This is a genomic window from Pseudomonas sp. ASL4 (assembly GCF_056680395.1).
Genome location: NZ_CM155280.1, coordinates 6,589,284 through 6,601,710 on the forward strand (window position 1 = coordinate 6,589,284; position 12,427 = coordinate 6,601,710).

The 12,427-nt window shown below is 58.1% G+C and carries 12 protein-coding genes and 1 tRNA gene; 6 read left to right on the forward strand and 7 right to left on the reverse strand.

Going from position 1 to position 12,427, the window contains the following annotated elements:
• Positions 1-189: 189 nt before the first annotated feature.
• The 3 genes from AC1MEW_RS30095 (at position 190) to AC1MEW_RS30105 (ending at position 4,131) form a co-directional block, all read left to right on the forward strand.
• On the forward strand, positions 190-381 hold the full coding sequence (locus tag AC1MEW_RS30095; protein ID WP_201255769.1) for a YegP family protein: 192 nt from the start codon (positions 190-192) through the stop codon (positions 379-381).
• 678 nt (positions 382-1,059) lie between these two features.
• The gene (gene mtlD / locus AC1MEW_RS30100) at positions 1,060-3,198 is read left to right on the forward strand and encodes a bifunctional mannitol-1-phosphate dehydrogenase/phosphatase (protein WP_480424658.1); all 2,139 of its coding nucleotides are present in this window, start codon (positions 1,060-1,062) and stop codon (positions 3,196-3,198) included.
• Between the two features lie 195 nt (positions 3,199-3,393).
• Positions 3,394-4,131, forward strand: a complete 738-nt coding sequence (locus tag AC1MEW_RS30105; RefSeq protein ID WP_322270752.1) for an SGNH/GDSL hydrolase family protein — start codon at positions 3,394-3,396, stop codon at positions 4,129-4,131.
• 223 nt (positions 4,132-4,354) lie between these two features.
• Here AC1MEW_RS30105 and AC1MEW_RS30110 read toward each other — a convergent pair.
• The 5 genes from AC1MEW_RS30110 to dapA form a co-directional block, all read right to left on the reverse strand.
• Positions 4,355-4,444, reverse strand: a tRNA-Ser gene (locus AC1MEW_RS30110).
• Between the two features lie 84 nt (positions 4,445-4,528).
• The gene (gene purC, locus AC1MEW_RS30115) at positions 4,529-5,242 is read right to left on the reverse strand and encodes a phosphoribosylaminoimidazolesuccinocarboxamide synthase (RefSeq protein WP_480424659.1); all 714 of its coding nucleotides are present in this window, start codon (positions 5,240-5,242) and stop codon (positions 4,529-4,531) included.
• 28 nt (positions 5,243-5,270) lie between these two features.
• Positions 5,271-6,029, reverse strand: coding sequence for an MBL fold metallo-hydrolase (locus AC1MEW_RS30120; protein ID WP_201195251.1), 759 nt, complete (start codon positions 6,027-6,029; stop codon positions 5,271-5,273).
• 4 nt (positions 6,030-6,033) lie between these two features.
• A complete protein-coding gene (gene bamC / locus AC1MEW_RS30125) occupies positions 6,034-7,149 on the reverse strand; it encodes an outer membrane protein assembly factor BamC (RefSeq protein WP_201201505.1) in 1,116 nt (371 codons plus the stop codon).
• Between the two features lie 17 nt (positions 7,150-7,166).
• On the reverse strand, positions 7,167-8,045 hold the full coding sequence (gene dapA / locus AC1MEW_RS30130; protein WP_201201498.1) for a 4-hydroxy-tetrahydrodipicolinate synthase: 879 nt from the start codon (positions 8,043-8,045) through the stop codon (positions 7,167-7,169).
• A 328-nt stretch (positions 8,046-8,373) separates the two neighbouring features.
• Between dapA and AC1MEW_RS30135 the strand changes: the two genes are divergently transcribed.
• Both AC1MEW_RS30135 and AC1MEW_RS30140 read left to right on the forward strand, forming a co-directional pair.
• A complete protein-coding gene (locus AC1MEW_RS30135) occupies positions 8,374-8,934 on the forward strand; it encodes a glycine cleavage system transcriptional repressor (protein WP_017336973.1) in 561 nt (186 codons plus the stop codon).
• Positions 8,935-8,944: 10 nt separating this feature from the next.
• On the forward strand, positions 8,945-9,418 hold the full coding sequence (locus tag AC1MEW_RS30140) for a peroxiredoxin (RefSeq protein ID WP_201201496.1): 474 nt from the start codon (positions 8,945-8,947) through the stop codon (positions 9,416-9,418).
• Between the two features lie 93 nt (positions 9,419-9,511).
• Here the strand turns inward: AC1MEW_RS30140 and AC1MEW_RS30145 are convergent, their stop codons facing one another.
• Together AC1MEW_RS30145 and AC1MEW_RS30150 are read right to left on the reverse strand one after the other, a co-directional pair.
• On the reverse strand, positions 9,512-10,582 hold the full coding sequence (locus tag AC1MEW_RS30145; protein WP_201195256.1) for an AI-2E family transporter: 1,071 nt from the start codon (positions 10,580-10,582) through the stop codon (positions 9,512-9,514).
• A gap of 31 nt (positions 10,583-10,613) precedes the next feature.
• Positions 10,614-10,853, reverse strand: a complete 240-nt coding sequence (locus AC1MEW_RS30150; protein WP_201201494.1) for a sulfurtransferase TusA family protein — start codon at positions 10,851-10,853, stop codon at positions 10,614-10,616.
• 98 nt (positions 10,854-10,951) lie between these two features.
• Between AC1MEW_RS30150 and AC1MEW_RS30155 the strand changes: the two genes are divergently transcribed.
• Positions 10,952-12,385: a M48 family metalloprotease gene (locus AC1MEW_RS30155; protein WP_201201492.1), complete on the forward strand. Its 1,434-nt coding sequence runs from the start codon at positions 10,952-10,954 to the stop codon at positions 12,383-12,385.
• Positions 12,386-12,427: the final 42 nt, after the last annotated feature.

Genomic DNA, 12,427 nt, shown 5'->3' on the forward strand with positions numbered 1-12,427 from the left:
GCAAGGAAGGTGATGCAAGAGCGAAACTGCGGCGGTTTTGGCCATTCTCCCAGCACTCGCCTGACTGTAGGAAAAACCCTCAAATCATTGGAAACAAATGCCCGATGGTCAAAAAACCCAGCTCCGCTAGGCTTGCTGACATGCGGCACACAGGTTGTCGCAATTGACGAATCGCATGGAGCGAGCTGAATGTATTTTGAGATTTACAGGCAATCGAAAGGCACCCCGAATACTGGCAAGGGTCAGTGGCGCTGGCGGCTAAGGGCGGGGAATCACGAGACGGTTGCCAGTGGCGAGTCGTATGTGAACAAGTCTGATTGTTTGCATGTGATTGAGTTGATAAAGGGCGTGCAGGAAGGGACGCCGGTTAAGGAGATTTAAGGAACAAGGCGAACATCTCGGCCTAAAAAAAGCCTCGTAACGTTACGCTACGAGGCTTTTCAATGACGGCATGTTTTATCTCAATTCAAGGGCATGGCAACCCACATTCACACCGTTATCAGCGATCAACCCGCCCCATCCAAACGCCAAACACCCCCGCCCCCAACCTTGATCTAGACACTTCCCATGCTGTATACCTAAAAAGACTCTAAGCCACACCGCAGGAAATAACACCGCCTTATGCATGGAATCACACGTATCGATCGCCTTGCCGGCCCACCTTCCGCATCCCTGATTGCGCACTGTGGGCCTCACATCAAACGCTGCGCTGGCGCAGCCACAGGGCTTGTTTCCCGCCTCTTTGCACTCCTCGCTTTACACCTCTTGCGACCCTGTTTCGGCCGCTGCGCTTATCGGCGCCATCGTTCCATCCCTCCGCCCGCCTGTTTCTGATCGCCAGCCACTGAACCGATGCGTCCTTCTCCCGTTTTTTCGCGGAGTTTGTGCTCGCCTGGCTTTTCTATCTGAACCCTTCATTTCCTGAGCGAGACATCGCCGGTCGGCCTTCACGCCTCGAACCGTGCCCGTCAGCTCCAGGTCACCCGATTTTGCAGGCGCAGTGCCCCTCATGAGGCGGCTTTGCGTCGAGCCACCCCACGGTACAAGGAGTATCAATCGATGATTTTTTTCCAGGGAAAAAGAATATTCAGCGCCATCTTCGACATGGATGGCACCATGTTTGACACCGAACGCCTGCGTTTCAAAACCCTCAAGCAGGCTTCCAGCGAGATTTTCGGCAAGCCATTGAGCGAGGAAACCCTGATCGGCTCGCTGGGCTTGAGCGCCAAGAAGGCCGAAGCCTTGGCGAAGGCCCACAACGGTGAAGACTTCCCCTATGCCGAGATCCGCCAGCGTGCCGATGAACTGGAACTGGCGTTTGTGCGCAATGAAGGCGTCCCCATCAAGCCAGGCCTGCTGGAAGTGCTGGAGCGCTTGCGCAAGTACGGCCTGACCATGGCGGTCGCGACCTCAAGCCGTCGGGCGATCGCCGAGGAATACCTGATCAATGCCAACGTGCTCAAGTATTTCGACATCACCGTGTGTGGCGACGAAGTCAGTCAGGGCAAGCCTCATCCGGAGATCTTCCTACGGGCCGCCAGTGCGCTCAATTGCGAGCCGGGCCATTGCTTCATGGTCGAAGATTCGGAAAACGGCCTGCTCTCGGCCATCCGTGCCGAAGGGCAACCGATCCTGATCGAGGACATCAAGCCTCCTGCGCCCGAGGTCAAGGCCGGCGCGCTCAAGGCTTACGGCAACATGCAGGAGTTTCTAGGTGACCTGACCGAATGCATGCCCGACCTCGGCACGCCCGAGCTGACCGAAACCTTCCCCCAGGCGCTCAACCAGTTTCGCGTGGGCATCCACGGCTTCGGCGCGATGGGCGGTGGCTACCTGACGCAGATTTTCTCCCACTGGGACGGCTACACCCGCCCCTGCGAAATCATCGGCGCCACCCGCTCACGCATGCTGCGTGAAACGGTCGAGGCCTTCGGCCGCTTCAGCGTGCGCTACGGCGCAACGTCCTTCGACCAGACCATCGAAAACCTGCGGATGATCGACATGGACGACGCCGAAGCAGTGATCGATATGTACGACGTCGCGGAGATCGTCGGTCTGAGCCTGCCTGAACCCGCGATCCGCAAACAGGCCGACGTGATCGCCAAGGGCCTCATTCGCCGCTTTGAACGCCGTCGACGCGAGCTGACCATCCTGATCGTGCTAAACAAGGTTGGCGGCGCTGCTTTCGTGCGCCGCCATGTCGAAGCGCAACTGCTGCTCCTGGTTTCACCCGAGACCTGCCAGCAGATCCTGGAAAAAACCCACTTTGCCGAAACGGTCGTCAGCCGCATCGTATCGAAGATCTCCAACGAGGCCCTGCTCAGACAGCTGCGGATCAAATCAAAGATCTTCCAAAACAGCCTAAGCGACGAACCGGCCGCCCCACAGGTACCGACCACCGCCAAGGCGCCCGAATATGAACGGTTGATCGGTCGCTTCCGGCCCTTTGCCCAGTCCAGTAACGCCCTTAGCCAGATGCACCTGATCCTGTTCAACAGCGAACCGGACATGCCCCTGTACGTCGAGCGCGGTAGCAACCTGCTTGAGCGACTGCGCCAAGTGAAAACCGTGGAGGACATCACCCAGACCCAGGTGATCAAAAACCTCCTGTGGAATGGCCCCCACGCGATCATTGCCTGGTACGCCAGTCTGTTGGGCTATTCATGGCTGGGCCAGGGCATGGGCGATCCACGCGTCAGCGCCCTGGCCGAACGCCTGATCCGAGAAGAAGTCGGCCCGGCCCTGGTCGCCGAGAACCCACAAATGAGCGAAGCCGTCGCGGGCTTCGCCAAAACCTTTCTCGAGCGCTGCAACACGTCCTTCAAGGACCCATGTGCGCGAGTCGGCCGCGATCCTTTGCGCAAACTTCAACGCAACGAACGCATCCTGCGCAGCATCGACCTGGCCCGCAAACACGGGATCGACTCCACCGGCCTCGAATTCGGCACAGCACTGGCGCTGCACTACGCCCTGCGCTCGACGGACAGCAAGGATCAGGAGAGCCAGTTGATGAGAACGCTTTACGAGGAGAGCGGGAGTGTAGAGGCGGTATTGACGTACACGGGGAGTTATAACGGCAAGCCATATCCGGGACTGGACCCGATCAGGGATGCAGGGTTGATCGAGGGCGTTGCCGGGCACTTCGAGCGGCTGGTGCAGCCCGACTCCGGGCATTGGGGATGGCCGGTGCAGGAATAACTGGAAGAGGACTAGTCGCAGCAACATGTCCAGCCCCGAAACAGGTGTAAGCCTGTTCCAGGATCAAGCATGTTGCTGCGTTTTGATTGACATGACCGATCTCGTGGATTTTCGATATCATCCGTTTTTGCAATCTTCAAACACGCAAATCCGACATTCACAGCGGGCAACTCGGAAAGGAACGACCTGGATCTCATGAAGAAAGTATTGGTACTAGGCGATTCGCATGTCGAAGTGTTCAACGCCCCGCCTATGAAAGAAGCATTTCCAGAGTTTGAATTCGAGATTGTTTCGGTGGGTGGCGCAACGGTTTCCGGCTTGGAAAACCCAAATTCAGTCACAAAGGCAATGCCCCGGTACGTCGAAGCTCTTGATGCCACCTCGGCTGAAACAGTCGTTGTAATGCTGGGCGAAGTCGACACCGGCTTTGTCATTTGGTACCGAGCTCAAAAACACGGAATCTCGGTAGACGACATGCTGAACCTGGCATTAGAGAACTACCAAAGTTTTCTATCTAAAATCTCTGAAAAGTTTAACGCGATCTGTATAAGCACCCCGCTGCCGACCATACAAGATGACATGCAATGGGGCGAGGTTGCCAACTTAAGAAAAGAAGTCAAGGCAACACAGGCAGAACGCACAGCCCTGACGATCAGCTTTAATAAGTTCATGAATGCTTTTTGTGCTGAAGCTGGCATTACCTACATTGCACTTGATGCCGGCTCAACAACGCCAGATGGCAAATTAAGAGAGTCCCTGCTAAACCCCAACAAACTCGACCATCATTACAATCCGGCTGAGCACGTAAAACTGCTAGCGGCACCCTTGCTAGAAGCGCTTCACGCTCAATATGGACCCTCCAAACAGGAAGGAAAAATAAAACAGCTGGGGAAATTTATTTCCCGTCTTGTAGCGCGCAATCCCCTTAAGTAATCAAGGGATACCTGGATGTACGAGGATTTTCAGCGGATCGTTTCGGAAGGTGATGCCGAAGGCCACCAAAAGTATGGCGACGGGTATCGTGTCAAAAATGAGGGGCTTTAGAGCGGACTGGAACGGTGCGGTTTAGCTCTTGGAAATGCCCTAAACAAAACGCCAGAAACGAAAAAACCCCCGTAATCAGCAATGATTACGGGGGCTTCGTCTTGTTCAATAATGGCGGAGAGATAGGGATTCGAACCCTAGGTACCGGTGAAGGTACAACGGATTTCGAATCCGTCCCATTCGGCCACTCTGGCATCTCTCCAACGGCGCGCATCATAACAACACTTTTGCCGGAAGCGAACCCCCTAAGCGAAATTTTTTCCGTGCTATCAGATGCTTGCGTCGATTAAAGCGGTACGCCCAGACGATTGGCGACTTCTTCGTAGGCTTCGATGACGTCACCGAGGCCCTGGCGGAAGCGGTCTTTGTCCATTTTCTTGCCAGTAGCCTTGTCCCACAGACGGCAGCCGTCCGGGCTGAATTCGTCGCCCAGGACGATGGAGCCGTCGGAGAACACGCCGAACTCGAGTTTGAAGTCGACCAGCAGCAGGCCGGCGTCGTCGAACAGTTTGCTCAGGACTTCGTTGACCTTGAGCGACAGTTCTTTCATGCGAACCAGTTGCTCGGCGGTACCCCAACCGAACGCCACGACGTGGGATTCGTTGATGAACGGGTCGCCCTTGGCGTCGTCCTTCAGGAACAGTTCGAAGGTGTAAGGGTTGAGCTTCAGGCCTTCTTCGACGCCCAGACGCTTGACCAGGCTGCCGGCGGCGTAGTTACGCACGACGCACTCGACCGGGATCATGTCGAGCTTCTTCACCAGGCACTCGTTGTCGCCCAGCAGTTTGTCGAATTGGGTCGGCACGCCGGACGCTTCGAGTTTCTGCATGATGAAGGCGTTGAACTTGTTGTTCACCATGCCTTTGCGGTCGAGCTGCTCGATACGCTTGCCGTCGAACGCCGAGGTGTCGTTGCGAAACAGCAGGATCAAGCGGTCAGCGTCATCGGTCTTGAAAACCGATTTGGCTTTGCCGCGGTAGAGTTCTTCACGTTTTTCCATGATGGGCTCCGCTTGCTAAGTAGGTGGGCTAGGCGATGTGTCGCCAGTCGAGCCCTGAATCTTGATCGGCCAGTTGCAGCCAGTCCGGGTCGCACCCGAGGGTGTCGACAAAACATTGCCGGGCCAGCTGCGGCAGGTTGTTCTTGCTGCTCAGATGGGCCAGGACCAGGTGTTGCAGGCCTTGCCAGCCCAACTCGGACACCAGGAATGCCGCCTGGTGGTTGTTCAAATGTCCCAGTTCACCGCCCACCCGTTGCTTCAGGAAGTACGGGTAGTGACCGCGAGCCAGCATGTCACGGCAATGGTTGGACTCGATCATCAACGCATCGAGGTCTCGATAGCCGTCCAGCACCTTGCTGCAATACGAGCCCAGGTCGGTCAACAGGCCGAAGCGCCGCTCACCGTCATTGAAGACGTATTGCGTCGGTTCCTGTGCATCGTGGGCCACGGCAATGACTTCGATGTTCAGGGCGCCGATTTGCAATTGCTCGCCGCCGGCCAGGAAGCCCGCGGGTTCAATCGGTTTGCGCATCCCGCGCAGGGTGCCGCGACTGAGGTAGACAGGCAGATTGTAGCGCCGAGACAGCAAACCCACGCCATGCACGTGGTCGGCATGTTCGTGGGTCACGAGTATCGCGCTCAACTGCGCCGGGTTTACACCCAGGCGCAGCAGGCGTTTTTCGGTTTCCCGCAGGGAGAAACCACAATCCACCAGCACATACGTGTCAGCGCTGGCTATCAGCGTGCCGTTCCCTTGGCTACCGCTGCCGAGAACGGCAAAACGCATGTGATCAGCCCAGGTTGTCCTGAATCACGCTCAACACTTTGCGAGCCACTTCTGCCGGCGCCACGGTGTTGATGTTTTTCTCGACGGTGACCTGGACGTTCTCGCCCACCTTGCTCAGACGAACCTGGTAACGGTCGGCACGGGCTTCAACTTCTTCCTTGGTCGGCGCACTGCCGAACAGGCTGCTGAAGAAACCAGGCTTCTCGTCTTTCTTCTCGGCTTTTTCCGACAAGTTGATGTAGTACAGGCCCAGGCTGCGGTTGATGTCTTCAACACGCCATTCGCCCTGTTCCAGCGCACGACCGACACTCGACCAGGCGCGGTCCAGGTCCGGACCGACGTTCAGGATCGGGTTGCCGCTGCCGTCTTCGCTTAGGCTGACGCGGTTTGGCTTGTCGGAGTCCTGGGAAGCCAGCATGGAGACCGAACCGCCCTTCTCGGAGATGCGGCTCATGCTCGCAAGCATGTCGTCCACCAGTGCCGCGTCCAGGCCAGTGTTGACCGAACGGTTGGTGAAATCGACGTCGGAGGTGCTGCCAGCAGGACGCTGGGCGCTGACCACGTAGATTTCACTGGTGTTGCGCTGCACGCCTGGCTCGATGCGGACCCGCACGCGGGTTTCGCTGTCGGCGGCGATGCCAGCCGCGCTCAGGCGCTTGGCCATGGCAGCGGAGAGCTCGTCGGAATGCTGCCAGGTGGTCGTGAACTCACCGGTTTGCGGGCGTTGTTCGTCCAGACGGAAACCGTTGTCCTGGAAGAACTGAACAGCCACTGGCCAGACTTCGGCCGGTGGGTGCTGACCCATGACCCAGCTCGAACCAGCGCTTTTTTGCAGCGTGTAGTCGCTGGCATCAGCAATCGCCGACAGCGGCTGCGGACGCGGCACGATGTATTCGCCCTTGGTGGTGTCATCGGCCACGTTACGCGGGATCGGCAACAGCGGATCCAGACGTTTGGAGGTGCTGACATTCGGGGGCAGTTGCATCGGTGCAGTCTGTTGCGCTTCCAGGTAATCGCTACCACGGTCACGGAAGTAACCTTCCGGGCCCCAGATCCATCCGCAGCCACTGGTGCTGGAGATAATCAAGGCAAGTGCGGAAAGTCCGGCCATTCGCTTCATGCGTTGTACTTCCTCAATTAAACCAGGACGCCGGACTGGCGCATGGCCTGCCGCAGCGGTTCGTGACAGGCAGCACTGAGCCAGGTGAGCGGCAGACGGATACCGTCCGGCATCAAGCCCATTTCATGCAGCGCCCATTTCACGGGGATAGGGTTGGATTCGATAAACAGGGTTTTATTGAGCGGCATCAGCTTTTCGTGGATGGCACGAGCAGTCACGGCGTCGCCCTTGAGCGCGGCGTTGCACAGATCGGCCATGTCACGCGGGGCGACGTTGGCGGTCACCGAGATGTTGCCTTTGCCGCCCAGCAGGATCAGCTCGACAGCGGTGGCATCGTCACCGGAGATCACCAGGAAGTCTTTGCTGACACCGTCGATGATCGCCTTGGCACGGTCCAGGTCGCCAGTGGCTTCCTTGATACCGATGATATTTTTCACGGTCGACAGGCGGATCACAGTCTCGGCCTGCATGTCGCACGCGGTGCGGCCAGGCACGTTGTAAAGGATCTGCGGGATATCGACCGCTTCGGCGATGGCCTTGAAGTGCTGGTACAAGCCTTCCTGGGTCGGCTTGTTGTAGTAAGGCGTGACCAGCAGGCAGGCATCGGCGCCAGCGACCTTGGCATTAGTGGTCAGCTCGATGGCTTCGCGCGTCGAGTTGGCACCGGTACCGGCGATGACCGGGATGCGCCCTGCAACCTGCTTGACCACGTAACGAATCACTTCGATGTGTTCGTTCACGTCTAGCGTGGCCGATTCACCTGTAGTGCCGACCGCCACGATGGCGTGGGTGCCGTTTTGCAGGTGAAAGTCCACCAGTTTGCTCAGGCTGTCCCAGTCGAGACGACCTTGTGCATCCATGGGTGTGACCAGTGCCACCATACTGCCCGCAATCATGCAACCGCTCCTGCCGGAAAAAGAGAGCCGTAATGGTACTGGCGCCAAGATGCTTGTACAAGCGAAGTACTGCGCTGCTGCCATTCCCCTTGGCGCTGCTTTTCGCTACCCTTCAGACTTTGATCGGTACTGATAAGCTCGTACGCCGGGTTCCAGCCTCCATTTTCGGCATCACAAGCCCCGATCCAGCGTTGCCACCCCTCGCTCCGGCCACTCTGGAGCACGTTGCAACCTTCGGCCCGGGTTTTCTGAATTCGTCTGCGCAGGGTCGCCCCCGGCTAAAAAAGCCCGTAGAAGTATCGACCGCTCATCGCTTTAGGAATGCTGCATGTCCACCCCCACAGTTCGCGAACAATTCCTTGTCATCAGTGCCCTCGGCGCCAACCCCATGGAGCTGACTAACGTCCTGTGCCGCGCCAGCCATGAAAACCGCTGCGCCGTGGTCACCTCTCGCCTGACCCGTCATGGCGAGTGCAGTGCCCTGATCCTCGAGATCTCCGGCAGCTGGGACGCTCTGGCCCGCCTGGAAGGCAGCCTGCCAACCCTCGCCAAGAAGCACGCCTTCACGGTCAACGTGGTGCGCAGTGCGGCACTGGAGAACCGTCCTCAAGCCCTGCCTTACGTTGCCTATGTCAGTTCCGCTTACCGCTCGGACATCATCAACGAGTTGTGCCAGTTCTTCATGGACCACAACGTCGAGCTGGAAAACCTGACCTGCGACACGTATCAGGCGCCGCAAACCGGCGGCACCATGCTCAACGCCACGTTTACCGTGACGCTGCCGGCCGGCGTGCAAATCAGCTGGCTGCGCGATCAGTTCCTGGATTTCGCCGATGCGCTGAACCTGGACGCCCTGATCGAACCGTGGCGCCCACAAAACCCAATGTAAGGAAGCTTTCATGGCCGTTGCTATCGACCAACCGGTTACCGACTTCGAAGCACCCGCCACCAGCGGGCAGACCGTCAGCCTCGCGAGCCTCAAAGGCAAGCAAGTGGTGATTTACTTCTATCCGAAGGACAGCACCCCGGGCTGCACGACCCAAGGCCAGGGCTTTCGCGATCAGCTTGAGGCCTTTAAGGCTGCCAACACCGAAGTCTTCGGTGTGTCCCGTGACAGCCTGAAATCCCACGAAAATTTCAAAGCCAAGCAGGCATTCACCTTCGAGCTGATCAGCGACAAGGAAGAAGCGCTCTGCCAGCTGTTCGACGTGATCAAGCTGAAAAAGCTCTACGGCAAGGAATACATGGGCGTTGATCGCAGCACTTTCCTGATCGACAAGGACGGTGTGTTGCGTCAGGAATGGCGCGGCGTGAAGGTGCCGGGGCATGTGGATGCGGTATTGGCTGCGGCTCAGACCTTGAACAAGGCTTGATACCGAAAAAGATCGCAGCCTTCGGCAGCTACGCCGATCGCGGAGCTTCTGTAGGAGCTGCCGCAGGCTGCGATCTTTTTGATCACCATCGTTCTAGAGCAACGGAGCCACCACCGGCTCCTTGCGCGGCCAGGCATCCAGCACGGCCTTGAACAGTGTCGCCAGGGGAATCGCAAAGAATACCCCCCAGAAGCCCCACAACCCGCCAAACAACAGCACCGCGCAGATGATCGCCACCGGGTGCAGGTTGACCGCCTCCGAGAACAGCAGCGGTACCAGCACGTTGCCATCCAGCGTCTGAATGATTCCGTAGACCGCCATCAGGTAGATGAACTGATCACTCCAGCCCCACTGGAACAACGCGATCAGCAGCACCGGCACCGTCACCACCACCGCCCCGACGTAAGGCACCACCACCGAAACGCCCACCAGCAACGCCAGCAGCGCCGCGTAATTGAGCCCCAAAGCGACGAACGCGATGTAGGTCACGCCACCGCAAATGATGATTTCAATGACCTTGCCGCGAATGTAGTTGGCGATCTGCCGATTCATCTCTTGCGCAACCCGAGTGATCAGCGCCCGCTCACGCGGCAGGTAGCCGCGCACCCACTGCCCGATCATTTCCCGGTCTTTCAGGAAGAAAAACACCAGGATTGGCACCAACACCAAATAGATCATGATGTTGACCAGCAGCGGCAGGCTCGACAGCGAGAATGTCAGCGCCCACTGACCGAACTTGCCGATTTCGCCCCGGGCCACTTCAATGGCTTGCAGCACCTGCTCGTCGGACACCAGATGCGGATAGCGCTCGGGTAACAGCAACAATAGCGACTGCCACTTGGCGAGCATGCCGGGCAGTTCGTTGAACAAGGTGATCAACTGATGCCAGAGCAACGGCACCACCACTACGATGAACACCAGCAACAACCCCATGAACAACGCGAAGACCAGCCCCACGGCCACACCACCGGGAACGCGCAGGCGCTCAAGGGTGACGACCAGCCCCTGCATCAGATACGCCAGCACCATCCCGGCCAGCACTGGCGCGAGCATGCCGCCCAACGTGAGCACCGCGGTAAACCCCAGAATCAACAGCACCGCCAGCACCACGGCCTCTTCGTCGGAGAAGTAGCGCTGAATCCAGTCCCGTAACACTTTGAACATCAATAATCCTTAAGAACGAACGCAGCCGGTTTCAGGCTTTTTTCAACCAATAGCGGTAAACACCCGCCTCGTCTTCTTCGAGCAGCAGCGTATGACCGGCCAATCGGGCAAAGGTGCGGAAGTCGCGCTGAGAACCCGCGTCCGTGGCGATGACCTTGAGTACCGCACCGCTGGCCATGCGATTAAGCTCAAGTTTGGCCTTGAGCAACGGCAACGGACAATTCAGGCCACTGGCGTCCAGTTCCACGTCATGGGCTACAGCGTCGGTCATTGCATCACTCCGGATCAGGTGGTTGAGCGGCCTAGAATATCTGGTCCGAAGGCCAGTGTCCGGCTACAGTAAGGTCTTTGTCGACTAAGGCTTTGTGCATGACTTTTTTGCGCCCTACCCTGCTGACGCTCGCTTGCCTGCTTGCCTCACCAGGCTTCGCCGACGACCTGCCGTCACTCGGTGACGCCAGTTCTGCCATTGTCTCGCCGCAACAGGAATACCAATTGGGCCGCGCGTGGCTGGCAATGTTGCGCAGCCAGGTATTGCAGCTCAATGATCCGCAGCTCAAGGATTATGTCGAATCCAGCGTCTACAAACTGGTGGAAACCAGTCAGGTCACTGACCGACGCCTGGAGTTCATCCTGATCAACAGCCCGCAGCTCAACGCCTTTGCCGCGCCGGGCGGGATCATCGGGGTCAACGGCGGCTTGTTCCTCAATGCCCAGACCGAAGGTGAATATGCTTCGGTGCTGGCTCACGAATTGGCTCACTTGTCGCAACGCCACTTCGCCCGAGGCGTCGAAGCCTCGCAACGCATGCAAGTGCCGATGATGGCCGCTCTGTTGGCCGGGATCGTGATTGCCGCCGCTGGCGCCGGTGATGCCGGGATCGCCACCATTGCCGGTACCCAGGCAGCAGCGATCCAGGAACAACGGCGCTTCTCGCGCCAGAACGAACAGGAAGCCGACCGGATCGGCATCCTCAATCTGGAAAAGGCCGGTTACGATCCGCGCTCGATGCCGAACATGTTCGAGCGCTTGATGCGTCAGTACCGCTTCGATGCCAAGCCACCGGAATTCCTGCTGACTCACCCGGTGACCGAATCACGGATCGCCGACACCCGTAACCGTGCCGAACAGTCCAAACCGGGCGGCATCGAAGACAGCATGCGTTACCAGCTGATTCGCGCACGGGTGCAACTGATCTACGAAGAAACTCCTGGCCTGGGGGCCAAACGCTTCCGCGCCCAATTGGATGAGAACCCGAAAAACGACGTCGCGCGCTACGGCTTGGCCATTGCCCAGATCAAGGGTGGCCAATTGAACGAGGCACGGGAGAATCTCAAGCTACTGCTGGCCACGGCGCCGAACGAGATTATCTACAACCTGGCTCAGGTCGATCTGGACATCACCAACAATCGCCTGCCGGAGGCCCAAACGCGGGTTGATCGACTGTTGACTCAGTATCCGGGCAACTACCCGCTGAACCAGGTCCGTGTCGACTTGCTACTCAAACAAAACCGTACTGCGGACGCGGAAAAAGCCCTGGAAAGTTTGCTCAAATCTCGTCCGGACGATCCGGATGTCTGGTACATGGTGGCGGAGACTCGCGGCCTGTCGGGCAACATCATTGGCTTACACCAGGCTCGCGCCGAATACTTCGCTCTGGTCGGCGATTACCGCCAGGCCATTCAGCAACTGGACTTTGCCAAGCGCAAGGCCGGAAGCAACTTCCCATTGTCGTCACGGATCGATGCACGGCAACGAGAGCTGATGGAGCAAGAGCGCATGGTCAAGGACATGATGGGCTGATCTGCTCCTGGAACAAAAACTTCAGACACAAAAAAACCGCCT